Raw genomic sequence first — 24,965 nt, 5'->3', positions numbered from 1 at the left:
TTGAGTCTTTAAGCTCGTAGAGGAAATTCTTTTATATCTCTCTTTAGTACAGAGAGTGGTTTGTTTTGTGTTTTTAATTTATAGAGGAAATATACGTGCATTTGTTTGACAGGTAATGCAACAATTTTGGGAAAGTGTGTTAACTTTGGCACATGTCAGTTATTACCAATACATCTTTCCTTACCCAGCAATTTATTGAAAAAGAGTTGCAATACAGCGCCCATAATTACCACCCCTTGCCCGTCGTTTTGGAAAAAGGGGAAGGCGTTTTTCTCTGGGATGTAGACGGCAAGCGGTATTATGATTTCCTGTCGGGCTATTCGGCGGTCAACCAAGGCCATTGCCATCCGAAAATCATCCGTGCATTAATCGAGCAAGCACAAAAACTTACGCTCACTTCACGGGCTTTTCACAGTGATTTACTGGGAGAATATGCCGAATACATTACGGCATATTTCGGGTATGACAAAGTGCTGCCCATGAATAGCGGCGTAGAGGCCGTGGAGACCGCGTTGAAACTTGCCCGGCGTTGGGGATACGACAAAAAAGGCATACCGGCCAATCAAGCCAAAATCGTCACCGTGGCAGGAAATTTCCATGGCCGCACACTCAATGTTGTATCGTTCAGTACCGATCCTTCCTCACGCGACGGTTTCGGGCCCTTTATGCCGGGCTATGAGGTCATTCCCTATAATGATTTGGAAGCGTTGGCTGCGGCGCTGAAAGACCCGCATGTGGCCGGCTTTTTGGTAGAACCCATCCAGGGCGAAGCCGGCGTATACGTGCCGGATGACGGCTATCTCGCAGCAGCTTACGACCTATGCCGGGAGGCCAATGTACTTTTCATCGGCGATGAAATCCAGACAGGCTTAGCGCGTACCGGCAAGATGCTGGCGTGCGATCATGAAAACGTGCGGCCGGATGTCCTCATATTGGGCAAAGCCCTTAGCGGTGGCATGCTGCCTGTTTCGGCGGTGTTGGCCGATGACGAGGTGATGCTCTGCATCAAACCGGGAGAGCATGGTTCGACTTATGGAGGCAATCCTTTGGCCTGCAAGGTGGCAATAGCAGCCCTGGAAGTCATTCGCGAAGAGCGGTTGGTCGAAAGGTCCGCCGAATTGGGCGACTATTTCCGCAAGCGGATCAGCGAACTGAATCACCCCAATATCAAGCAAGTGCGGGGAAAGGGATTGCTGAATGCGATCGTTATCAGCCATGACAATCCGGACGCAGCGTGGGAACTTTGCCTCGTGCTGAAAGATAACGGCTTGCTGGCTAAGCCGACGCATGGCGACAAGATCCGCTTTGCGCCACCGCTGGTTATTACTGAGGAGCAATTGGACGAGTGCATTCAGATCATCGGAACCAGCTTGACAACATTGGAATAACAGCTATTTTTAGCCATGTGATCAACCTATGCGTGCAACGATTACAACGATATGGATGTGTTTATACGTGTCTGCGTACTGACTGTTCGATGGTTTGTTGAATAAACCCGGGCCACGTATGTCGTCGCTAGGACGCATTGGGACAACCGGCGGTACGAGCAGGCGTTCCGATGGTACGCTTCGCTGGATAGTCTATTGAAAAACACAACTGTTATCGCATTCCCGAACAAGGTCGAATATTTGCAGTTTATCGGTTTGGGAGGAACACCAGCCCCCTGTGATGGAAGAAAGGCTTACCATCCGAGCATTTGGATCATCTTTGCAGATCCGAAGGTAGCACGTGGTGGTATTTCTTAAAGGCGGCGGTAAACTTACTGGTATTTTCATAGCCAAGGCGGTATGACACTTCTTTGATCAGTAAGTGGTTTTCGACGAGCAGTTCTTTGGCCAACTGCATCTGCTGCTCCTGGAAATACTGGTATACCGGCTTGCCGAAGAGCTGCTTGAATTCCGTTTTGAGCTTACTCTCTGAGATAAGGAATTTGGAGGCCAGAAATTCAATGCCCGGAAATTTGCCGAGCAGGTGCTGGTTCAGGTAGTGTTCAACCCGGCGGATATTGAAGTTGTCCTGATAGTCGATCGGTGCGTGGTTCGCGACCACCTGCTGTTCCTTGCACAGGTTAAAGAAGTCAAAAATGAGATTTAAGGTATAGTGTTTCAGGCCCAGAAAATCCATCTGTAAGCGGCTGCCATTTACATTCATGGCCTCGTCAAAACGCTCAAAATTTGCCAATACCTCTTTATCGCCCGTCACGCGCCAAACAATAAACTCTTGGTCGGAGTCGACAAACGCTTTCAGGCCACCTTCCGCAAACAAGCTATTCTGGGCCAGATTTTGCTGCAACCAGCGCTGATTGAAATACAACGTGATGTATTTGTTGTCTGCCCCTTTGAAATTCAGGTCGCAGTTGCGCACCTTAGGTTTGAAAAACGTCCAGCTATAATTCGGAAAACAGATCTGCTTTTCACAGATCGACTTATCGACGTCTACCTGGTTGTTGATGTTGTTCAGGCTGAGCATGTAATAATCGTCGTCTGTCAGCGGATCGGTATTCGGCTCGTCATACACCAAATCGTAGGCAACATTTGTCTTATATTTCATTTTGGAATAAACGATCCAGCAGCCCTCTTCCAGTTTATGGTAATGAAACCCGCCCTCACAAAACGGGATGTTGGCATATACCTGCTGCCTTTCCCTGCGGTGCTTTACAAACGGAAGCCGGTCAAAACTGTCCACCAACGATTGAGGAGACTTCCCGTTATAGGGTAAATGATAAAAACCTTTGCTGTAGGTGAAGAAATATTGCTTGAACTGACTTAACCAGCTTTTGAATTTTAAGGCAGGCATGGGTAAATGTTATTGCTGGAGCAAATATACGATAACCAACTAACTTATCGGGCTGTTTTTTATCCCATTTTCTACCTTATCGGGCTACCTTCCCTCGCAGCGGATGCGGTAATATTGTGCCGAATTAAAAAATAAACAATGCCTATGTTCTCCATAATACCCTTTAAGCGCATCTCGTGTGTGACCCTGCTGTTGGCGTTTGCCGCTTCCATCCCGTTGGCACATGCGGCGTCCGTTAGTAAATCCACCGGTTTTGAAACAGTTCCAACCGCACCTTTTGCCGGCGGTGACGGTACGGAGGGGGTTCCTTACCGAATCGAAGATGTGGATCAGCTCCAGGCGATGAAGGATTACCTATGGGCTCATTTCATCCTCATCGCGGATATCGATGCTCGGGTGACTGAAGAGTGGGACGGTGGGTTTGAGCCGGTAGGGAATTACGATAATTATTTTACCGGCTCGCTAAACGGGAACGGCAAAAAGATAACGGGTTTGGTGATAAACCGTCCTGGTCAGGATTATGTCGGCCTGTTTGGCTTGGTTTACACAGGCCGGCTTATCGGCGTCGCCCTGGAGGAAGCTGATATTACAGGGGGGACTAGTGTCGGCGGCTTGATGGGAGCTAATTACGGTGAGATTACGTCCAGCTACGCCACGGGCGAGGTTTCGGGTAGCTATATCGTCGGCGGCTTGGTGGGAAAGAATCATGGCTGGATTACGTCCAGCTACGCCACGGCCAGGGTTTCGGGTACCATGTTCATCGGCGGCTTGGTGGGAGGTAATGAAGGCAGGATTATGTCCAGCTACAACACGGGCGAGGTTTCTGGTACCATGTTCGTCGGCGGTTTGGTGGGAGAACATCTCACTACCTTCATCACGGCCAGCTTTTGGAACACGGAGACCTCGAAGCAGGGAAACGGTGTAGGCAGGGGTTTACAAACAGGGGCGAGCGGGCTCAATGACGACGAATTCAAGCAAAAAGCGTCTTTTGGTGGATTTGATTTTGACAAAACCTGGACGATTGACGAAGGCACTTCCTACCCTTACCTGCAGTATCAACTTTTTGCGGGGGGTGATGGCACAGAAGGGGATCCTTACCGAATCGAGCATGTGGATCAGCTCCAGGCGATGAAGAAGTCCCCATCGAGTCATTTCATTCTCATGGCGGATATTGATGCTTCGGCGACTGCCGAGTGGAACGATGGAGCGGGGTTTGAACCGGTGGGGACGGACAGTAATCCATTCACGGGCTCACTAAGCGGGAACGGTAAAAAGATAAGGGGTTTGGTGGTAAACCGTCCTGACCAGAATTATGCCGGCCTGTTTGGCTGGATTTCCCCGTCAGGCCAGCTCACCGGCGTTGCCCTGGAGGATGCTGACATTACAGGGGCGTTTTATGTCGGCGGCTTGGTGGGAGTTAATTATTCCCAAGAGATTACGACCAGCTACGTCACGGGCGAGGTTTCGGGTAGCGGCGATTGCGTTGGTGGCTTGGTGGGATTTAGTGGTTCCGGCAAGATTACGGCCAGTTACGCCACGGCCAACGTTTTGGGTAGCAATCAAACCGGCGGCTTGGTGGGACTGACTTATGGCAAGATTACGGCCAGCTACGCCACGGGGGAAGTTTCGGGTAGCAATCAAACTGGCGGCTTGGTGGGATCTAATAGCGGTGAGATTACGTCCGGTTATTGGAACCTTGATGCCTCGGGACAGGAGCGCGGCGTAGGCGATGGTCCATCAGACGGGACAACCGGGCTGAATGACGCCGATTTCAGGCAAGCAGCGTCTTTTGATGGATTTGATTTTGTCGATACCTGGATGATTACATCAAGCCTCTCCTATCCTTACCTGAAGAATAATCCGCAGAGTCCGTCGCCCGGATATGCCCCTATGCTGACGCCCCCGGCGGACGGCACCTATAAAATAGGGGATGAACTGCGGTTTACGCTGGATTTCCATGCACCGGTAGCGGTGACAGGGGAACCTGTGTTGCCGATAATGGTGGGTGAGACGGAGCGGACAGCGGTATATGCCGGATTGTCCGGGAACAGGCAGGTTGCCGCGTTCACCTATACCGTTCCCGAAGGCGATGACGACAGTGATGGTGTGTCGATTGCCGCAAGCATAGACCTGAATGGTGGCAGCATCGCTTATGTGGACGTCCCGGATGGCGTGGTGCTGACCCATGGCACCGCACGGGTATTGGCCGGTGTGCTGGTTGATGGCGTGAGGCCGGTGGTAATGGACGTAAATATTGGTGTCAGCGGGGCTACGGGTACGGATGGAGCCTATAAAATTGGCGATGTAGTGACGGTCACCTGGGACAACACGGCTGCCGGAGACGGAAATGTAGACATTGAATCGGTAACAGTGGATTTCAGTGAATTCGGCGGCAAAGCAGTGGTGGAGGCTACCAACGGTGGAGATGCCTGGACGGCCACGTATACGATTGAAGCAGGAAACATCGACGCATCGGACCTGAACGTCAGCGTCACGGCCACGGACGATGCGGGCAACGAGACGATGACGGCCGATGACACCGGTGCTCAGGTGGATAACATAGCCCCGTCTGCGCCCACAGGGCTGGAGGCGACCCCCGGCGATACACAGAACCGGTTGGACTGGGAGGTGAACAGTGAGATGGATATAGCTTCCTACAGGGTGTACGGGGGCACCGAGGCCGATCCAACTACGCTGCTCGCCGATGCCGTGGCGGACAACACCTACACCCATACCGGACTGACCAACGGGACCATGTATTACTACCGGATCAGCGCAGTGGATGCCGCGGGCAATGAAAGTGCGCCGGGCAGTGACGTAAGCGAAATACCGAAAGCTCAGCAAACCATCGCATTTGAGGGGCTGGGAGGGAAGGTGTACGGCGACAATCCGTTTGTGCTATCTGCGGAAGCGACTTCGGAACTGCCGGTACAATTTGTGAGCAACAACGGGGAAATAGCGTCTATCGGAGACGACGGTGTCACCGTGACGATTCACCGTGCAGGTACGGTAAAAATTACAGCAAGCCAAGCGGGTGGTACGGCATTTGAGCCTGCCGTGGATGTGAAGTGGGAACTGGTGATTGATCCGGCCATGTTGACGGTCACGGCCGAGGCAAAAACGAAGGCATACGGGGAGGAAGATCCCGAACTGACCTATACGTATAGCGGACTGGCAAACGGTGACACGGAATCGGTGATCACGGGGACGCTGTCCCGCGAACCGGGCGAAAACGCGGGCACCTACGCCATTACGCTGGGCACCCTGTCAGCAGGCAGCAATTACACGATTGACCACACGGGTGCAAACCTGACGATCACGCCAGCGCAGCAACAGGCTGTGACTCTTTTGGGACAGGCGGTGATCTATGATGGCAGCAGGCACAGCCTCTCCGTGCAAGGTTTAGCGACCGATGCATCGGTGACTTACAGCAACAATAATCACACAGACGCGGGAACCTATGAGGTGTCGGCGACAGTGATTCGGCCAAACTACGAACCATTAACATTGACTGCTGCATTGACTATTGAGCGTGCGGCAGCTTCCATCGCGGGAGCAGAACCACAGGAATACGCGTACGATGGCACGGAGAAAGTACTGGATGCCACGCTGAACCACGGGGAAGCATCGCTTTCGTACAGTCCAAAGCGTGGTTATACAGACACAGGTACATATACCATCACTGCGAGTGCGCCGCAGACACGCAATTACCGTTCGGTGAGCAAAGTATTTACGCTTCGGATTGTGTCATCTCCGCGTACGCTGGAGTTTCCCCCCTTGCGGGAGAAAACCTATGGCGATGACGATTTCGATGGTGGTGCAATAGCCAGCACGCGTGAACAAGTAATCTATACAAGTAACAATTCTGCGGTGGCTGTCATTGTTGAGGGACGTATCCGCATCGTGGGTGCCGGGGAAGTCACTATCACAGCCACGGTTCCGGAAAATGGAAACTATGCGGAACAACCGAACGTAAGTCGCACACTGGTAGTACACAAAGCTCCGCAAACCATCACGCTGTCTGTTCCATCGGAAGTGAGCCGTGATGCAGGGACCATCCCCATTACGGCGACAACCAGCAGCGGCCTGCCGGTGACACTGGCGGTGGACAATCCGGAGGTAGCTTCTCTGGAAGGCACGAGGCTGCTCATCCACCGGCTGGGCACAGCACGGATCACGGCCACGCAGGCGGGCGATGGTAATCATGAACCTGCCGAGCCGGTGACGGTGACGGTGCGGGTCATCGACCCGGCGTCAGACTTTCCCATCCGCGTGAGCAAGGCAGTGTCGCCCAACGGGGACGGCATCAACGAATACCTGATTATTGAGGCAGTGAAAGACTACCCCGAGAACCGGGTGTGTATCTTCAACCGCAACGGGACAGTGGTCTACGAAGCATTGGGATACAACAATGGTTCAGTAGCTTTCAGAGGTGTCGGAACCGGGCAACAGCGAGTGCCTGAAGGGACGTATTTCTACACGGCCGAGGTAAGGGTGAACGGGAGGTGGGAATACCGGACGGGATGGTTTGTGCTGCGGTATTAATAATGGTTAATTGGTTGAAAAAGAATGAAATAAAAATGAAAAAGAAAGCAGTATTCACAGTTATAGCCGCGGTGGTGGCGGTGATCACGGCTCATGGCCAGCAACCCCTCACCTACACGCAGCACGGGGAGCTGCGCGCGGCGGTCAACCCGGCGGCGAGCCTGATGCACGGACAGGGGGAGGTATCCTTCCTCGGCCGGAGGCAGTGGGTGGGGCTGGACGGTGCGCCCACGGTGTTCTGGGGGAGCGGGCATGTGGGGTTTGAAAGCCTGGGTGCCACGGCGGGTGTGAACATCCGGCACGAGAGCCTAGCGGTGGAGAAGCTCACGGAGGCCTCGGTGTTCTTCGCCAAGGGGGTGCGTATCTCGGAGACGGAGTACGTGGGTGTTTCGCTGAATGCGGGGATGAGCTACATGGACGGGCGGTTCTCGCAGCTGGATCCGCAGGATCCGGCCTTCCGGGAGGACGTGCGGGAGACGGATGCGCTGGTGGGCTTCGGTGTGATGCTGTACCGCCCGGACCGGTATTATGTGGGGGTGTCGCTCCCGCGGTTGATGCTGGGGAACCTGGGTGTGGGGGGAAACAGCCGGTACAATTTCCGGAACGTGTACCATCTATCGGCGGGGGCACTGTTCCCGCTGGGCGTGGACTTCGGTTTCCGTCCATCGGTGCTGGTGACATATTCGGAGAGCCTGCGTTCGCAGGCGGAGGTGACGGCGATGTTTTTCGTGAAGCGTGCGCTGGGGCTGGGGGTGAACGTGCGTAGCTACGGGAGCGTGGCGGGGATGGCGCAAGTGAATGCGGGCCGGTTCGGCCTCGGCTACAGCTACCAGTTCGGCACACGGAATGAGGTCCTGAACCGGAACATCAGCAATACTACCCACGAGATAGGGCTAAGCTACCGCTTCGGGCAGGTTACAGGGCTGCTGTGACACGGGTTCGCCACTCGTCCGTGATTGCTTCGCCATGCCGGCACGGTGCGGCTACGGTACTTCCATGGTGAAAGCACCTGTTGCTACATAAAACGTGGACTCAACGTGGACTTACCGTGCACGCAGGGCGCACACACAGCGAAGAAGGGGCGAGCCGGGGACAAACAAGTGTCGAAACAATCCCAACTTCGTGGCCGCACCGCCTCAGAGGGATACCACATATTGCCATTTTCATAACGATGCTTCGATAATGCATTTCAAAATTCATAGGGAGCAGCGGAGCCTGTTTTTTAGTTTTATAAAAATAAACAAATATTTGATAATCAATATATTGGTTGTTTATCTTAGCCCCATGTTTCATTAAAAAAATAAAATAATGGGAAAGATAGAAGATGGTTATGTCCGGGGCTTGGTGGGATCCACCATTAGCCGCAGGGTAGGCAATTTGAATGTGTTGCAAGGATCTCCCCGATTCCGGGTGAAGCAAACCGAAGCCACAAAAGCGGCAGGAACGGATTTCGGCACGGCGAGCCGCTGCGCGCGGATGATCAGGTATGCATTTTGGTCACTGATCTTGGACTATCAGGATGGTGGGATGATCAACCGGCTGAATGCACAAGTATTGCGGGCTATGCGGGCAAATCGCCGCCAACAGACAGGGACGATGCAACTTAGTGCAGGGAAATTGCACCGATTGGTCGACTTTCAATTTAATGCAAAGTGTCATTTGCAGGACTACCTGTTTGTGGATATTGTGGTCGAATACACGTCTTCGGGCAATCTGGATGTCATTATCCCGGCTTTTCATTCGGAAAGGGACTTATTATGGTCGGGCGATATGACGCATTGTAGCATTCAGCTTTTGGCGGTTGCTTTTGATTTCGAGGGCAAGGCAAAACGCGGGATCGGTCGTAGGGAGTACATCATCCCGCTGCGTACACGGGAAAAAGACGTGCTTAAGCAGCATTGGCATTTCGATGTTGCCGAACCGGCTGGAACTGTGATCCTCGTGGGACTGTCCCTCGAATTTATGTATAACATGGGAAGCCGGTTTCACCTGTTGAACAATAAGGAACTGCATCCCGCGGCTATCGTAGGCGCTTTTGTGGTATAATATCCGTAACTTCGCCCTCAAATCCAATGAGTATGCAACAACAGCAATGGCGCGGCGGCCAGGAGAAACGCGAAACCAACCAACATGTGTACGGGATCCGGGCAGTCATCGAAGCCATCGACAGCGGCAAGGAAATCGAATCGCTTTTTGTACAGCGGGGATTGGGGGGCGCGTTGTTCCTCGAATTGAAGCAGGTACTGAAGCAGCACGATATCAGCTACCAGCAAGTGCCTGTGGAAAAACTCAACCGGATGACGCGCAAAAACCACCAGGGAGTCATCGCTGTCATTTCACCTATCACATATCAGCGGGTGGAGGATATTGTGCCGATGATTTACGAAAAAGGGGAGGTTCCCCTGCTGCTTATCCTGGACGGCATCACCGACGTGCGCAACCTCGGTGCCATTGCACGCACAGCGGAATGTGCAGGGGTGCATGCACTCATTGTACCAAAGCGAGGTTCGGCGGAGATCAACCCCGATGCCATTAAAACTTCAGCTGGTGCGTTGTATAAAATCAACGTATGCCGGGAAGATAGCTTAGCTAAAACGGGCCGCTTACTACAGGAATCAGGAATTCAACTGGTGGCTTGTACAGAAAAGACAGGCAATGATTTATATCAATTTGACTACAGCGTACCGACAGCGCTTGTGCTGGGTTCTGAAGAGCATGGCATCTCCGATGATCTCCTTCGTATCGCAGATCAGTTGGCCAAAATACCCATGGCGGGCACGATCGCTTCGCTGAATGTATCTGTATCAGCAGGGGTGGCGCTGTATGAGGTAATCAGGCAGCGGCGTAGCAGCTAACGGGATCACTTGCTCTTTTCCTCAGAAGCCGTATTGGCTGCTTTCTTCTTTTTTTTGCCCGGCCTTTTTTTGCCGTAAGAGCCGTTGACAATCTTTCCGCGCTTGCTTTTCTTATCTCCTTTTCCCATATTGAATTGATTAGTTTGTTCGATAGTAATACAATTATAGTGAAATTGGGTTTTTGAAAATCAACAATACAATGGCGAACTGCCATTTTTTCAGTATGTTTAAATGGTGATTTCCAGCATTAACTATAAGTTAATTTGTATTTTTAAATTACTATTATCCAATTATATATAGTCGTTATATACTGTGTCAATGGAAAAAGAATACCTCATAGGTGATAGGGTAATAAACGTGGACATTGAAGAAGGCATGGTGCATATCATCAACGGTGAACCACTCAGGAATGCCTTGATCGCCAAACCCGGTCAGTCGACAGTATTGCTGATCACACAGATTAAACAGGATTATGTTTCCCGCTATGGAAAGCCGCTTGTTATTGGCGATAATTCGTTTATTACAGAGATTTTGGGACATCTCTATATTGAATATTTACTGCTGAAATACAGAAGATTATTGCAGACTGCCTTATTTTTTGGTTTATATAAACGCTTACGCCAATCCTGTGAAGTGATTGATTGCGGCGAGGCAGGGAAAGACCCCAATCGGTGGTTTTGGGATAAATTGGCCCCTTACGGGAACAGGATAGCCCGATGGTTGTCCAAAATTGACGCATGGCCGACGACCGCGTAAGTTGTGAAAACGACAAGCTACCGAACTACGCCACTTCACGCATATCCACAGCCACGACGCGCGATACGCCCTGCTCCACCATGGTCACCCCGTAGATGATATCCGTGCTGGCAATGGTGCGCTTGTTGTGTGATACGATGATAAATTGCGACTGGTCTGAAAACTTGCGGATGATGTTGTTGAACTTATCGATATTGGTATCGTCCAGTGGGGCATCCACCTCATCAAAGATACAGAAAGGTGCCGGCTTGAGCAGGTACAAGGAAAACAGCAGGGCCGTGGAAGTCAGCGTTTTTTCCCCACCGGAGAGCTGATTGATGGATAGTGGCCGCTTGCCCTTCGGACGTGCCGTGATATCGATGTCCGATTCCAGTGGATTGTTAGGATCGCTCAGGATGAGGTCGCACGTATCTTCCTCGTTAAATAACGAGCGGAACACATGGATGAAGTTTTCACGGACGCGGGTAAAGGCTTCCATGAATTTCTCTCGTGCCGTGTCGTCGATTTCCTGGATGGTTTCCAACAACGAATTTTTGGCGTCCAGCAAGTCCTGTTTTTCCTTAATGATGAAGGTATAGCGTTCGTTCATCTCTTGGTAAGCCTCCATAGCCATCGGATTGATGCTGCCGAAATCATCCAGTTGCCTGCGCAGTTTTTCGGTTTTCTGCCGCAGGGATTCCTCATCTTCCTGCGGCTCGGCTGCGGCATCCACGGAACCTTCCGAGACGGCGGCCATTAGTTCATTGATATCAATAGAAAACTCAACGGATAGCCGCTCCTTCAGGGCATTGAGATCAAGCTTGAGGTTGGTCTTCTTATCGCGCAGCTCATCGAATAGGAAATCGACCTGCTCCTTCTGCCTGCGCAGGTGAGTGATTTGCTCTTCGGTTTCATTGATCTTGCCGCGCGAGGCATAGTATTCTTCTTCCACTTCCTGCAGCCCCTTTTCGAAAGCCTCCTTTTGTGCGTACATCGCAATGAGGTCTTCATCCGACTCATCTACGTGCTGTAATGTATCTTTGATGCCTGCCTGTACCTGTTCGTATTCAGCTGCGTTTTTAGCCATGCGGGTTTCGTAAGTGTCCCGCAGGCTTTCGCGGTATTCAAGGTCTTTGCTGATGCCGGAAACCTTATTTTGCTGCTGGTGGAAACGGATATTATCCTGGTTGTAGGCCGATGACTTTTCCGTGAGCACTTCGGATAGCTCCTGGAAGGCCTCCTGCATCTCCCGCAAGGCTAAATCCCGTTGTGTCTTTTCGGCTTTTAGCTTTTCCAGTCGTGGCTCGGCTTCCTGGAGTTCCCGGGTGATGCCTGCCATCTTCTGTTCGATGTCGTGCTTGCGGTTCTGGCTGCTGGTGATGAACGCTTGGTATTGTTCCTGCTTGGTTTTTACGGATACCAGCTCGTTGTTGAGCCGGTTGAGCTGCTGGTGGAGTTCTTCCATCCGTGCTTTCTGCGAACTGTTTTTCAGCGTGGTGATGTTACGGGATGCCTCATCGAGGCGATCTTGCTGAGCGGCGATATGCTGGCCCAAAGATTTAATCTCTTTGGACAGGTTTTCAAGGTTTTTCGCCCGCCCGATGCGTTTCCCTTCAAAGAGACCTACCGATCCGCCCGATAAGCCGAGCCTGTTTTTGCTGAACTTACCGCTTTTATGGAGAACGGTGATTTCTCCGTCGGGAAGCCGGTCTTCCAAAGCCCCTTCATCGTCGGCCTGAATCAGGAAGACGTTGCGCAGCAATATCCTGCACAAGGGGAGGTATTGTTCTTCCGTGCTGACCACATCCAGCGCCGGAACAAGCCGGTGATCCGGCGTGGGCACCGAATCGGATATGGGCAACCCATTGATAGCGTCGAGCACAAAAAAATTGGCCCGTCCGCGCACGGCATCACTCAGTAGCCGTACGGCGTGCACCGCCTCATCGTGGTGTTGTACCACATAGTGGTTCATGTACGGCTCCAGGTAGTTTTCAATGGCAATACGATAATCTTCTTTACAAAAGAGGATGTCGGAAAACAATGGGTATTGTTTTTTCCAGGTGGCGCTTTTGCGCAGGAAGCGGATAGACTCCGGAAACCCTTCGAGGTTGTCTACCAAGGATTTGGTCAGGTTATACTCGTTCTGTTTGGCATCTAATTGCCTATTATCCTTGATGAGTGCGTCCTTTAGTGACTGGATAGTGGCCTCTGTATCGGTAATTTGCTGCTGCAACTCCTCCTCCGACTGGACGGCAAATTCGTATTCTTGCTGCAAAGTGTCGGTTTTGTCCTCAAGTTCGGCGACCAGTGCGTTGAACTGGTCAAGTTCAGCCGTCTTTGACTCCGTATCGGTTACATTGCGCAAGCTTTCCTGTTCGAGTGCATCATGCTGGATGCGCAGCACGGCGATTTCTTTCTCGATCTTATAGCTTTCGTTTTGTAGCTCGTTGTGCTGGCGTACGGTCGCGTCCAGCTTGTTTTTGGATGTCTGCTGCTGTCCGCGCAATTCGTCTACTTCCACCTTTTGCCGTTCAAGTGTGGCAACGATGACATCAAGTTTCTGCTGCTCGACAGCGTGTTCTTCATTCAGCCGTTTGATGTTGTACAGCGCATGGTTGAGCTGTTGTTTATCTTGCGAAAGCTCCTCACTAAGCCGCTTTTCCTTGTCCTGCAGGTTGCGGAGCTGTTCATTTTTTACCTTCTTCTCGCTTTCATAAGCCCGTATTTTGGCCACGTATTCATTCGTTGCCCGTTGTTGCGTAGCCAGGTTTTTTTCTTTTGCCAGGCTTTCCTGTTTTAGCTGCTGGAGCTGCGACTCTAACTTGGCGATTTCCGTGCTGATACGCGCCTGTTCGGTGCGCTGGGTCAATTCCTGCTCGTCCAAACGTGCCAGTGATTCGCTGAAATGCGTGATGCGGTACGTAGCCAATGCCACGCTGAGTGTTTTATACTGCTCTTTGAGGCGGTAATAACGTTCGGCTTTCTTCGCCTGGTTTTCCAAGGTTTTGAGGTTTTTCTCAATTTCAAACAGCAGGTCTTCCACGCGGTCAAGGTCGCCTTCGGTATCTTTCAGTTTGCTAAGTGTCTGTTTTTTGCGGACTTTATATTTAGAAATGCCGGAGGCCTCTTCAAAAAGGTTGCGGCGCGAGTTTTCTTTATTGTTGATGATTTCATCGATCATCTTCAGCTCAATGATGGAGTAGGAGTCGGCTCCGATACCCGTATCCAGAAACAGGTCGGTGATATCTTTTAGACGGCATTTCACATCATTAAGGCGGTATTCGCTTTCCCCGTTGCGGTAGAGCTTGCGCGTGATGGTCACCTGCGAAAATTCGGTGGGCAGAATGTTCTTGGTATTGTCAAATGAGAGCGATACTTCGGCAAGGTTTGCCGGCTTGCGATTCTTGGTGCCGTTGAAGATGATGTTTTCCATCTTTTCGGAGCGGAGCATGCGCGTGCTCTGCTCGCCAAGTACCCAGCGGATGGCATCCACAACATTGGATTTGCCACAGCCGTTGGGGCCTACAATGGCCGTCACCCCTTCATTGAAATGAATGGTAATTTTGTCGCCAAAACTTTTAAACCCTTTTATGTCAAGCTTGGTCAGTTGCATCTATGCCTGTCGCTCTTTCCTGTTTCCGTGGCGAAAATAAGAAATCGGTTTGACTTTTCTACGTTCCAAATATTTGCTTTTTTCTTGGAAAAGACCTACTATTGTAGGCATTAGCTTATACCATAGTCATTAACTTACACCATAATCAAACGAAAACGATGGAATTGACAATAACCGGCCTATCCAAAACGTATAACAATGGCGTGAAAGCGCTGGATGATGTGAATTTACATATTGGATCTGGGATGTTTGGCCTTCTTGGTCCCAATGGCGCAGGCAAATCATCGCTCATGCGTACCATTGCTACCTTACAGCAGCCTGACGAAGGCAGTATCACCTTCGGTGATATCAACGTGCTCAACGATAAAATGGCTTTACGCAGATTATTGGGCTATCTCCCGCAAGAGTTCGGTGTATATCCGAATATGTCGGCGGAGGAACTGCTGCACTATTTTGCACGGCTCAAAGGTATCGCCACAGCCACCGATTGCCGAAAGATTGTCAATGAAGTGCTGGAGATCACCAACCTGTGGAATGTGCGCAAAAAAAGCGTAAGCGGCTATTCCGGCGGTATGAAACAGCGGTTTGGCATTGCACAGTTGCTGCTGAACAATCCGAAACTCATCATTGTCGATGAACCAACGGCAGGGCTTGATCCAGCAGAGCGCCAGCGGTTCTTAAACGTGCTCCGGGAGATCGGAACCAGCCATACGGTCATCTTTTCCACACATATCGTGGACGACGTGCGCGAGCTGTGCCACGAACTGGCGATCATGAACGGTGGCAAAGTATTGTATCGAGGTACCGCTGCACAGGGCGAACAACAGCTGTTCGGAAGAATCTGGATGCGCATTGTTGAACGGGCTGATTTCGAGGAATTCAATGCCAGTTATCAGGTGATCTCTTCAAACTACAACCCGGACAATACGTTGAATATCCGTGTGCTGAGTGACACGCAGCCACATGAAACTTTTGTGCCGGCAACACCTCAGCTGGAAGATGTTTATTTTGTAACGCTTAAGAACGACCAAGCCTGATGTTTAGTACCATATTCAACTTTGAAGTAAAACGATGGGTGAAAAACTGGCCATTTTTCATCTATTTTGTCCTATTCTTTGGGCTTGCACTGCTCATGATGGCTTCCGCCCTTGGCGTGTTTGACGGCGTCACCGTAACGACCTCGTCACCGGTGTATGTCAATTCACCCATCGCCATCAATGAACTGATCAACGGGCTTGCTGCCTTTGTCTATTTCCTATTACCCACCATCATCGGTGGCTCGGTATACCGGGATTTCCGCTACAACGTGCATACGGTGCTGTTTTCGTACCCGCTTACCAAGGCTTCTTATCTCTCGGCCAAGTTCCTGAGTGCGCTGGTGGTGACGGTATTGATTACGCTGTCCATCGGGCTCGGGTTTATTACGGCTGCGTATTTGCCCAATGTCAATCAAGACCTCCTTGGGCCGGTACACATCTGGTCTTATTTTGAAGCCTATGTGCTGTTTGTTATCCCCAATATCATCCTTTTTGGAGCCATGGTGTTTGCCGTAGTCACGATTTCCCGCAATGTATACATCGGGTTTATCTTTGTGTTGCTCCTCTTTTTGGTGCAGACCTTACTGGAAAACCTTACGCGGGATATGGACAACCGTTACCTTGCCGCCTTGATCGATCCGTTTGGACAGGAAGCGATTTCGTATTATACAAAGTACTGGACGGTGGAAGAACAGAACAGCAATTTGCTGCCATTCTTTGGCGTGGTGCTGTACAACCGGCTGATTTGGCTGGGTGTCGGTTTTTTAATTCTGTTCAGCATGTACATTACTTTTTCGTTTTCGCACAATGCCTACGCAGTGAAATGGAAACGGGAAAAAGCCGAAAGGACGACCAAAAACAATTTTGGAAGCATCGTCCGGATTGATTTGCCCAAGATTTCGTTTGACTATTCGTTTTTCAGGGGCATTAAAACTGCTTGGTTTCTTTCCCGGCACGATACCCGGTTTATTGTCAGAAACTGGACATTCGTCGTCATTCTGATCCTTACCGTGCTGATTGTGCTATTGATGATATCGGCATTCGGGCAACTATATGGCACGAATACCTATCCGGTCACATGGATGATGCTACAGCTTTTGGGCGGCATTTACAGCTTTTTCCTGCAGATCATGATTTTTTTGTTTTCGGGAATGCTTATGCAGCGGGCGGCTACTGCACGGATGGACCACCTCATTAACACCACTGCAGTAACCAATTGGACACTGTTGCTATCCAAATTTTTTGCACTGCTCCAGATGACTTGCCTGGTGCTACTTATCAGCATGCTTACGGCGATCGGTGTGCAGATCTATTCCGAATATTACAACTTCGAAATCGGCCATTACCTCGTTGAGCTTTTTGTGTTGGATATGCTCAATTACTTAGTGCTTATCCTGTTTGCATTATTCATCCATTCGTTTTTTAAGAATTATTTCGTCGGTTTTTTTGTGTTATTGCTCTTAACCATCGGCATGCCGCTGCTTTCTAAAATCGGAGTGGAGCAAGATATGTATAAGTTCAATACCGATCCGGGGTACAACTATTCGGACATGAATGGGTATGGTGGTATTAGGCATTATGTGTACTACAAGCTGTACTGGCTGTTGCTGTGCGGGGCATTGTTCGGCGCAACGCTGTTGTTTTGGCGGCGGGGAATCCTATCGGGCGTACGGGAACGCCTGTCTACCGCGATGAAGCGCGCAAAACCGGTCATCGTCATTCCATCGGCACTCTGCCTGTTGGCTTTTGCTGCACTCGGATATGCCATTTATTATCAAAACAACGTGGCGCAGCCATACTATTCGGCCAAAGAACGTGAGATGCAACAGGTCGATTATGAAAAGAAATACAAACAATATAAGGATTCTCCGCATCCGCGTATTGTGGATGTACGCGTGGATATGGACATTTTTCCCAAAGAACGGAACTACCATGCAACGGTGCATTACCGAGCGGTGAACAAACACGACGTACCAATCGATACGCTTTATTTCGATCACGGCGGCAACGTGCAATCCATCACTATCGGTGGCGGTGCCGACCTCTTATCGACCGATTCCGTGCTCAATTTTGATATTTACACCTTGAACAAACCCTTGGCACCAAACGATACGTTGCTGATCACGGCCGTCATTCAAAACAAACCCAATAGCTTTCTAAGCGATCGTTCTCCCGTATTGGAAAATGGCACCTTTTTATCAAGCTCGTTATTTCCTTCGCTGGGTTATCACGCCAATATGGAGCTGGCCGATCAGGAGGCCCGGAAAAAATACGGATTGCCCGAGCGCGACCGTATGGCCGACCCGACAGACAGCGCAGCCCTGCAGAACACCTACATTTCCGAAGATGCAGACTGGGTTTCATTTGAGACAACGGTAAGCACGTCAGACGACCAGATCGCCATCGCTCCGGGATACCTGCAGCGGCAATGGAGCAAAGACGGACGGCGCTATTTCCACTATAAGATGGACCGGCCCATGCTCAATTTCTATGCATATAACTCGGCAAGATACGAAGTAATGCGTGATAAGCTGGGCGATATCAACTTGGAAATATACTATCACAAGGGTCATGAGTATAACCTCGACCGGATGATGGCTTCCATGAAAGCGTCGCTGCGTTATTATTCCGAGACATTCAGCCCTTATCAATTCAAGCAGATGCGGATTATCGAGTTTCCCATTACGCAGGGCACGTTTGCACAGTCGTTTGCAAACACGGTGCCTTTTTCGGAGGGTATTGGCTTCATCGCCGATGTGGACGAATCCGACCCCGATGCCGTGGATTATCCCTATGCGGTCATCTCGCATGAGGTGGCCCATCAATGGTGGGCGCACCAGGTTATCGGCGCCAATGTAAAGGGGGCTACGCTCTTGTCTGAATCTTTGTCCGAATACAGTTCGCTGAAGGTGCTGGAGCAACGGTACGGGCAAAACCAGATGCGCAAGTTTCTGAAGGATGCGCTGGACAAGTACCTGTCCGGCAGGGCCGCCGAAAAATTGAAAGAAAATCCTTTGATGCTGAACGAGAACCAACAGTATATTCACTATAACAAGGGTTCATTGGTGGCCTATGCCATGAGTGATTACCTGGGTACGGATTCGTTCAATACCGTCCTTCGCGACTATGTGGCTGAATATGCTTTTCAGGAGCCGCCCTACACGACGTCGATTGAATTTGTTGACCATATCAGGAGGGCAACGCCGGATTCCCTGCAATACCTGATTAAAGACCTGTTTGAGACGATCACCCTTTATAATAATGCGGCAGATAAAGTCACCGCTAAGGCGCTACCCGATGGCCGCTATCAAGTGGACATGGAGTTCAGGGTATCCAAATACCGTACCGACGAAAAAGGAAAACGCAGCTATGAAGATGTGGAAGGTAGCACGCTCGCTGCTAAAATAGGAAGGAGTGAAGTGCAGTCCCTTCCTTTGCGCGATTACATCGAAATCGGTATTTTTGGTGCATCGGATGCGGCCAAGGATAATCCGCTTTACCTACGCAAACACCGCATCGATGGGATCGTAAATAAGGTATCCATCATTGTCGATGAAAAACCCATTGAAGTGGGGATAGACCCCTATAACAAATTGATTGACCGGGATTCCGACGACAATAGGAAGAAGATTTGAAGGCTTATTGAAACGGTATAATTAATGTGAAATTCCGTTATCTTTGCCCAAAACGATCAGTATGGGATACAGTAGCCTCGCCGAATGCATCAACGATTTGGAACGTAACGGACACTTGATTCGCATCAAGCAAGAAGTAGACCCGTATTTGGAAATGGCGGCTATCCACATGCGTGTGTACGATGCTCAAGGACCTGCCTTGTTGTTCGAAAACATTAAGGGCAGTCCATTTCCCGCGGTTTCCAACCTGTTTGGCACGCTGGAGCGTTCGCGTTTCATGTTCAGGGATACGCTCGATAAAATTAAGGTGCTGGTGGATGTCAAGTCCGATCCCATGCGAGCAATTAAACGGCCGTTCAGCTACCTGCATGTAGTGTCTACAGCGCTATCAGCATTGCCTTGGAAAAAAAAGAGCAATGCCCCCATCCTGTACGGCACCACCCGCATCAGCCAACTGCCGCAGATTGTCAACTGGTCGATGGACGGCGGTCCTTTTGTCACTATGCCGCAGGTGTATACGGAAGATGTGGGCAAGCCAGGGCCGATGCAGGCCAACCTGGGTATGTACCGTATCCAGCTGGCGGGCAACGACTACATACAGGATGCCGAGGTGGGCCTTCACTACCAGCTTCACCGTGGCATCGGCGTGCATCAAACCAAGGCTAATGCCTTGGGACGCCCGCTGAAGGTGAGCATTTTCGTGGGCGGTCCGCCATCGCATCCGCTATCAGCCGTGATGCCATTACCAGAAGGCTTGTCGGAGTTGACATTTGCCGGCGCACTGGGCAACAGGCGTTTCCGGTATTTCTACGATGATGAAGGTTTCTGCATCTCGGCCGACGCCGACTTTGTCATCACCGGCACAGTCTATCCGGGAGAAAACAAGCCCGAGGGGCCTTTCGGCGACCACCTGGGCTATTACAGTCTGGTGCATCCGTTTCCGCTGATGCATGTGCACAAGGTATACCATCGGAAAAATCCCATCTGGTCATTTACCGTGGTCGGTCGCCCCCCGCAGGAAGACACCAGCTTCGGCGCGCTGATACACGAAATCACTGGATCGGCCATCCCCCAGGAAATCAACGGACTCCATGCCGTCCATGCGGTGGATGCCGCTGGTGTGCACCCATTGCTGTTTGCCATTGGCAGCGAACGGTATACGCCTTACCTGAATATGGATAGGCCGCAGGAAATCCTGACCATCGCCAACCAAATACTGGGAAAAAACCAATTGAGTTTGGCCAAGTACCTTTTCATATCGGCTTATCAAGATGACCCTTCGTTGGATATTCATGATGTGCCGGCCTTCCTGAAACATATATTTGAGCGGATCGACCTTGAGCGTGACCTCCATTTCCACACCCAGACGACCATCGATACCCTTGACTACTCGGGAGACGGGCTGAATGCCGGATCCAAAGTGGTCTTTGCCGCTGCGGGGGGCAAAAAGCGTGAACTGGCCATCGAACTGCCCGGAGGTTTCGGGTTACCCCAGCCGTTCCAGGCCTGCAAGCTGGCCCTGCCCGGCGTGGTAGCCGTGGAAGCCCCCCCCTTTACAAACGATGAGACCGAAGCCGACCGTATCGAACGGTGGGGCCAAGACGCGGCCGAAGTGGATTTTTCAGGTATTATGCTGCTCGTGCTCTGCGATGATGCGGCGTTTACCGCAGCCAACGCCAATAACTTGGTATGGGTTGCGTTCACCCGTAGCAATCCATCGCATGACATACACGGTGTACAGGGCTTTACCAAGCACAAGCATTGGGGATGCCGTGGACCGATCATTATCGATGCTCGTAAGAAACCTCACCACGCCCCCGAATTAATTAAGGATCCCACAGTGGAGCGAAAGGTGGATGCGATGGGTGCGATGGGCGGGCCACTGCATGGAGTTATTTAGCAGGAAGGCACATCAGCGACTCGTTGACGTCGACACATCATCAGGTAACGAACAATCAAGCAACTTGCCTGTTAGTCCAATGATGGATGAAACATAGGACAGCTAAAAGTAAGGGCTATGAAAAAAGTATTGATGGTGCTCACTTCGCATCAACATCTGGAAAATACGGATAGTAAAACAGGCGTGTGGCTTGGTGAATTTACCGAACCTTATTATACGTTTTTGGACAATGGGTTTATCGTGGTATTAGCGAGCCCTGCGGGTGGCGAACCACCCGTGGATCCGATGAGTAAGTTGGTGGAACACATCACCGCTTCCAACCGCCGATTTCATGAAGACCCGGACGCCCAGCGGCTATTCAGCAATACATTGATGCTGGATACCTTGGAGGCGGATAGTTTTGACGCGTTATTTTATCCCGGTGGACATGGCCCGTTATGGGATTTGGCGAGGAATGCCATCAGCGGAAAGCTGATTTTGGATTTCCTGTCGGCTGGCAAACCTGTGGGTACTGTGTGCCATGGACCTGCCGCGCTTCTCAAGGCCGCAGCGCTGCAACCCGGATTGCTGCGGGGCAAACGGATAACCGCATTTACCAATGCCGAGGAAATGTTGACCGGCCGTATGGATCATATCCCCTATCAGCTGGAGTCTGCCCTGAAAGAACTTGGTGCTGATTTTCATTCGGCGACCGTACCATTTACTACGCATGTGGAAACCGATGGATTGCTCATCACTGGACAAAATCCACTCTCATCAGGACCTACCGCCAGGGCAGTCATCCAGCTACTCGGCGCGGTGGGCGAGCTTGGAAGAGTAGATCCGCTTCCCTGAAATTAGAAAATCCGGCCTTGAAAGAACAGAGCCGGATTTTTCCATCATACTCAACTTACTTAAATCTAAAAATTAACCTTTATAGCGAAACCATTTTACCAGCTCTTTATAACTGGCCTTTTTGCCGTACATCAAAATGCCCACACGATAAATACGGCCAGCCACCCACGTGGTGAAAACGAAGCCGCCGACCAACAATGCCAGTGACAATGCAAGCTGCCACATGGGCACGCCAAAGGGTATACGAACCAGCATCGCAATGGGTGAGGTAAATGGAATCATGCTCAGCCAGAAAGCCAGTGGCCCATGCGGATCATTGACCAATACCCCGAAGGATAAAATGTAGGTGAATAACAATGGAATCGTTATCGGAAACATGAACTGCTGCGTCTCGGTCTCGCTGTCTACCGCAGAGCCTACCGCGGCAAATAATGCGCTATACAACAAATAGCCCCCGAAGAAATAGAGCAGGAAGGTGATGATGATGGTCGGGAAATCGACCTTGCCCAGTTCCTGCTTGGCTTTGCTGAATATGCCCCCTTGTGATGTGGCCACTGGCTGCACTTCATCACCTGATGCAATCTGCTGGTTTTCGATTTGTGCTTTAACGCCCTGACCGTCCGTGATTCCGGCGCTTGCCACACCCATCAACGCCGAAGAAAGCACGATCCAAAGGATAAATTGGGTAAGCCCGACCAAGCCGATACCGATAATTTTGCCCATCATCAGTTGGAATGGTTTGACCGAAGAGATGATGACCTCCACAATGCGGCTGTTTTTCTCTTCGATAATGCCGCGCATGACCTGAGCACCATAAAGAAACAGACAGATGTAAACCAGGACAGAGAGCGACATCGCTATGCCCATTGCGGCACCCGCGCTGCTGTCTTTTTCACCATCGGCCGTGATTTCCTTCGCAGAAAGGTTTACTTCAGGGCTGATGCTTTCTACCGTAGCCCGGTCAATCCCAGCATTGGCAAAGGCAATGTCGCGTAGTACCTGCTCCAACTGGCGGCTTACCTCGTTCTGGATAGCCAGGCTGGCGGTCTCCTTTGCATACAGCTCTGCGTGAGATGAAGCCGCAATATCGGAAGGGACAATCAGAAGAAAGGTTTTTTCTTCCTCATCTAAGATGTGTTCTTTTTCTGCCGGGATATCACCCGATGCATCCCGGAATGTAATATTGTTCGTATTAGCCAATTTGCCTTCAAAGAGGCCGCTTTGATCAATGACATACACCGTCGCCTGGTTGCTTTCAAAACTTTTGGCGGTAAGGTATATCGTGAGGGCATAAATCCCAATCAGGAATAGCGGCACCAGAAAAGTCACCAGCAAAAAAGACTTTTTCTTTACGCGGCTAAGGTATTCGCGTTTAATAATGAGTAGTATCTTGTTCATTCCTGTGTTGCGATTAATGGGTTTGAAGCTTGGGCAGTTACCTGTTGAACGAAAATATCATGAATACTTGGAATCACTTCCTTAAGTTCGTGGATTTGTACCAGTGGAATCAGGTAGGCCAGTACGTCATTGATGGTCTTGCCTTCAGCTATTCTGATGGTAAGGGTGGTGTTGCCGTCCGTATGTGCAGCATTTTCAATGGAAAATAAGCCTTCCACCGCAAGCACGGACTCCTCATAGGCAAGGTATTCTACACGGTAGGTGTTGGTCCGGTACGTATTTCTGATCGCCTTGACCTTACCGTCCAATATTTTCCTGGATTTATTGATCAATACGATGCTATCGCAAAGTTCTTCCACAGACTCCATGCGGTGGGTAGAAAAGATGATAGTGGCACCGGCACGATTCAGCGCCAATATTTCTTCTTTAATGATGCTTACATTGACCGGATCGAATCCCGAAAAAGGTTCATCCAATATGATTAAGTCGGGCTGATGGACCACGGTGGCTACAAACTGTACTTTTTGCTGCATCCCTTTGCTGAGATCCTCCACTTTTTTGTTCCACCAACTCTGCATTTCCATCTTCTCAAACCAATGCTTAATACGGGCCTCGGCGTCTTTCCGCGAAAGCCCTTTCAATTGGGCGAGGTAAAGCATTTGTTCGCCGATTTCCATTTTTTTGTAAAGACCACGTTCTTCCGGCAAGTAACCGATGCGGCCGATATGGTTGGGATTGAGCCGCTCTCCATCGAAATACACTTCGCCGCTGTCCGGCGCCGTAATCTGGTTGATGATACGAATCAGCGATGTCTTCCCTGCGCCATTGGGTCCCAGCAGTCCGAAAATGCTTCCCTTTTCTACCCGTGTGGAAACATCATCCAACGCCCGGTGGTTGGCATATTGTTTTACGATGTTCTTGACTTCAAGCATATGTGTGTGTTTGGTTCATATGTAGTGAGACACGCAACTGCCCCCATTGTTACATTATTGGTTTTAACATTTTTTAACAAAGCCCAACATTAAACTTTTCCGTCTGAATTTTCTCTTATGATTAAAAGCGACAAATAGTAAATTGCTAAAATAACGAAAGGGAATTATCATGAAAAATGCAACATTGATTACACTTTTAATTTCAGGAATGGCTTTCTCCGCGGTTGCACAGCAACATCGTCCGGTGCAACCACAGAGCGCCGAGGATATTGCCAAAATGCGCACCGACCAGTTGACCGAAAGACTGGGACTCAGTGACGAACAACAAAAAGAAGTATACGCGCTGAACTTAGAAAAGGCGGAGAAGATGAAGGTATCCCGCGAGGAGCGGTCAGCCAAGATGGCTGAACTGCGCGATGAGATGAAAGCCGACCGGGAGCGGTTGGATAATATCCTGACGGAAGAGCAACGCGAAACCTTGAAGCAACAACAGGCGGAACGCGCCGAAAAAATGAAAACGGCGATGAAAGCACGTAAAGATGGCAAGTCTCGAGGCGAACGGTTTAGAAAAGGACACCGGAATTTCCATAAAAGAGGGGGTGCTAAAGCGGATACTACGCAAACGACCCCTACGGAAGTAATCCCGAATGTGAAGTAGTTTAATTGTTCTATATTTTTTTGGTTA

16 protein-coding genes are annotated in these 24,965 nt (G+C 50.5%); 11 read left to right on the top strand and 5 right to left on the bottom strand.

Annotated features, from left to right (window positions below; genetic code table 11):
- Positions 1-152: 152 nt before the first annotated feature.
- A complete protein-coding gene (rocD, locus tag BMW65_RS11275) occupies positions 153-1,388 on the top strand; it encodes an ornithine--oxo-acid transaminase (RefSeq protein ID WP_090605353.1) in 1,236 nt (411 codons plus the stop codon).
- 313 nt (positions 1,389-1,701) lie between these two features.
- Here the strand turns inward: rocD and BMW65_RS11270 are convergent, their stop codons facing one another.
- Complete coding sequence (locus tag BMW65_RS11270) at positions 1,702-2,796, bottom strand: helix-turn-helix domain-containing protein (RefSeq protein ID WP_090605351.1); 1,095 nt, start codon at positions 2,794-2,796, stop codon at positions 1,702-1,704.
- 144 nt (positions 2,797-2,940) lie between these two features.
- On the opposite strand from BMW65_RS11270, the gene BMW65_RS11265 reads away from it, so the two are divergent.
- The 4 genes from BMW65_RS11265 to rlmB all read left to right on the top strand — a co-directional run bounded on the left by BMW65_RS11265 (position 2,941) and on the right by rlmB (position 10,196).
- Complete coding sequence (locus BMW65_RS11265; protein WP_177181087.1) at positions 2,941-7,341, top strand: MBG domain-containing protein; 4,401 nt, start codon at positions 2,941-2,943, stop codon at positions 7,339-7,341.
- Positions 7,320-8,273, top strand: coding sequence for a PorP/SprF family type IX secretion system membrane protein (locus BMW65_RS11260; protein ID WP_143053864.1), 954 nt, complete (start codon positions 7,320-7,322; stop codon positions 8,271-8,273). Before BMW65_RS11265 ends, BMW65_RS11260 begins: the two co-directional genes overlap by 22 nt.
- Before the next feature lie 376 nt (positions 8,274-8,649).
- On the top strand, positions 8,650-9,387 hold the full coding sequence (locus BMW65_RS11255; protein WP_090605346.1) for a hypothetical protein: 738 nt from the start codon (positions 8,650-8,652) through the stop codon (positions 9,385-9,387).
- A 26-nt stretch (positions 9,388-9,413) separates the two neighbouring features.
- On the top strand, positions 9,414-10,196 hold the full coding sequence (rlmB, locus tag BMW65_RS11250) for a 23S rRNA (guanosine(2251)-2'-O)-methyltransferase RlmB (protein WP_394332215.1): 783 nt from the start codon (positions 9,414-9,416) through the stop codon (positions 10,194-10,196).
- 5 nt (positions 10,197-10,201) lie between these two features.
- Here the strand turns inward: rlmB and BMW65_RS11245 are convergent, their stop codons facing one another.
- Entirely contained in the window at positions 10,202-10,324 is a 123-nt protein-coding gene (locus tag BMW65_RS11245; RefSeq protein WP_090605345.1) for a 30S ribosomal protein THX, read from the bottom strand.
- A 190-nt stretch (positions 10,325-10,514) separates the two neighbouring features.
- On the opposite strand from BMW65_RS11245, the gene BMW65_RS11240 reads away from it, so the two are divergent.
- Positions 10,515-10,952 carry a hypothetical protein gene (locus BMW65_RS11240; protein WP_090605343.1) on the top strand — a complete coding sequence of 146 codons (438 nt, stop codon included), beginning with the start codon at positions 10,515-10,517 and terminating at the stop codon, positions 10,950-10,952.
- A gap of 25 nt (positions 10,953-10,977) precedes the next feature.
- Here the strand turns inward: BMW65_RS11240 and smc are convergent, their stop codons facing one another.
- Positions 10,978-14,544: a chromosome segregation protein SMC gene (gene smc / locus BMW65_RS11235; protein WP_090605342.1), complete on the bottom strand. Its 3,567-nt coding sequence runs from the start codon at positions 14,542-14,544 to the stop codon at positions 10,978-10,980.
- A 158-nt stretch (positions 14,545-14,702) separates the two neighbouring features.
- Between smc and BMW65_RS11230 the strand changes: the two genes are divergently transcribed.
- From BMW65_RS11230 to BMW65_RS11215, 4 genes are all read left to right on the top strand, one after another.
- Entirely contained in the window at positions 14,703-15,581 is an 879-nt protein-coding gene (locus BMW65_RS11230) for an ABC transporter ATP-binding protein (RefSeq protein ID WP_090605340.1), read from the top strand.
- A complete protein-coding gene (locus BMW65_RS11225) occupies positions 15,581-19,216 on the top strand; it encodes an ABC transporter permease/M1 family aminopeptidase (protein WP_090605339.1) in 3,636 nt (1,211 codons plus the stop codon). The genes BMW65_RS11230 and BMW65_RS11225 overlap by 1 nt, the downstream gene beginning before the upstream one ends.
- A 61-nt stretch (positions 19,217-19,277) precedes the next feature.
- Positions 19,278-21,116: a UbiD family decarboxylase gene (locus BMW65_RS11220; protein WP_090605338.1), complete on the top strand. Its 1,839-nt coding sequence runs from the start codon at positions 19,278-19,280 to the stop codon at positions 21,114-21,116.
- A 117-nt stretch (positions 21,117-21,233) separates the two neighbouring features.
- Positions 21,234-21,950, top strand: a complete 717-nt coding sequence (locus BMW65_RS11215) for a type 1 glutamine amidotransferase domain-containing protein (protein WP_218145388.1) — start codon at positions 21,234-21,236, stop codon at positions 21,948-21,950.
- A gap of 72 nt (positions 21,951-22,022) precedes the next feature.
- On the opposite strand, the gene BMW65_RS11210 is transcribed toward BMW65_RS11215, so the two are convergent.
- On the bottom strand, positions 22,023-23,348 hold the full coding sequence (locus BMW65_RS11210; RefSeq protein WP_090605336.1) for an ABC transporter permease: 1,326 nt from the start codon (positions 23,346-23,348) through the stop codon (positions 22,023-22,025).
- On the bottom strand, positions 23,345-24,280 hold the full coding sequence (locus BMW65_RS11205) for an ABC transporter ATP-binding protein (protein WP_090605334.1): 936 nt from the start codon (positions 24,278-24,280) through the stop codon (positions 23,345-23,347). The genes BMW65_RS11210 and BMW65_RS11205 overlap by 4 nt, the downstream gene beginning before the upstream one ends.
- 169 nt (positions 24,281-24,449) lie before the next feature.
- On the opposite strand from BMW65_RS11205, the gene BMW65_RS11200 reads away from it, so the two are divergent.
- Complete coding sequence (locus BMW65_RS11200) at positions 24,450-24,938, top strand: hypothetical protein (RefSeq protein WP_090605333.1); 489 nt, start codon at positions 24,450-24,452, stop codon at positions 24,936-24,938.
- Positions 24,939-24,965: the final 27 nt, after the last annotated feature.

This window comes from Parapedobacter koreensis (assembly GCF_900109365.1).
Classification (GTDB): Bacteria; Bacteroidota; Bacteroidia; order Sphingobacteriales; family Sphingobacteriaceae; genus Parapedobacter; species Parapedobacter koreensis.
The sequence above is the reverse complement of the archived record's forward strand: the minus strand, read 5'-3'. Positions and strand labels throughout refer to the sequence as shown.

What these genes read in the sequence shown, in the direction of transcription:
- BMW65_RS11210 (WP_090605336.1), bottom strand. Translation starts at nt 23,348, where the DNA reads ATGAACAAGATACTACTCATTATTAAACGCGAATACCTTAGCCGCGTA.
- rocD (WP_090605353.1), top strand. Translation starts at nt 153, where the DNA reads ATGTCAGTTATTACCAATACATCTTTCCTTACCCAGCAATTTATTGAA.
- BMW65_RS11225 (WP_090605339.1), top strand. Translation starts at nt 15,581, where the DNA reads ATGTTTAGTACCATATTCAACTTTGAAGTAAAACGATGGGTGAAAAAC.
- BMW65_RS11240 (WP_090605343.1), top strand. Translation starts at nt 10,515, where the DNA reads ATGGAAAAAGAATACCTCATAGGTGATAGGGTAATAAACGTGGACATT.
- BMW65_RS11255 (WP_090605346.1), top strand. Translation starts at nt 8,650, where the DNA reads ATGGGAAAGATAGAAGATGGTTATGTCCGGGGCTTGGTGGGATCCACC.
- BMW65_RS11270 (WP_090605351.1), bottom strand. Translation starts at nt 2,796, where the DNA reads ATGCCTGCCTTAAAATTCAAAAGCTGGTTAAGTCAGTTCAAGCAATAT.
- BMW65_RS11260 (WP_143053864.1), top strand. Translation starts at nt 7,320, where the DNA reads ATGGTTTGTGCTGCGGTATTAATAATGGTTAATTGGTTGAAAAAGAAT.
- BMW65_RS11230 (WP_090605340.1), top strand. Translation starts at nt 14,703, where the DNA reads ATGGAATTGACAATAACCGGCCTATCCAAAACGTATAACAATGGCGTG.
- smc (WP_090605342.1), bottom strand. Translation starts at nt 14,544, where the DNA reads ATGCAACTGACCAAGCTTGACATAAAAGGGTTTAAAAGTTTTGGCGAC.
- BMW65_RS11265 (WP_177181087.1), top strand. Translation starts at nt 2,941, where the DNA reads ATGTTCTCCATAATACCCTTTAAGCGCATCTCGTGTGTGACCCTGCTG.
- BMW65_RS11245 (WP_090605345.1), bottom strand. Translation starts at nt 10,324, where the DNA reads ATGGGAAAAGGAGATAAGAAAAGCAAGCGCGGAAAGATTGTCAACGGC.
- BMW65_RS11215 (WP_218145388.1), top strand. Translation starts at nt 21,234, where the DNA reads ATGAAAAAAGTATTGATGGTGCTCACTTCGCATCAACATCTGGAAAAT.
- rlmB (WP_394332215.1), top strand. Translation starts at nt 9,414, where the DNA reads ATGAGTATGCAACAACAGCAATGGCGCGGCGGCCAGGAGAAACGCGAA.
- BMW65_RS11220 (WP_090605338.1), top strand. Translation starts at nt 19,278, where the DNA reads ATGGGATACAGTAGCCTCGCCGAATGCATCAACGATTTGGAACGTAAC.
- BMW65_RS11205 (WP_090605334.1), bottom strand. Translation starts at nt 24,280, where the DNA reads ATGCTTGAAGTCAAGAACATCGTAAAACAATATGCCAACCACCGGGCG.
- BMW65_RS11200 (WP_090605333.1), top strand. Translation starts at nt 24,450, where the DNA reads ATGAAAAATGCAACATTGATTACACTTTTAATTTCAGGAATGGCTTTC.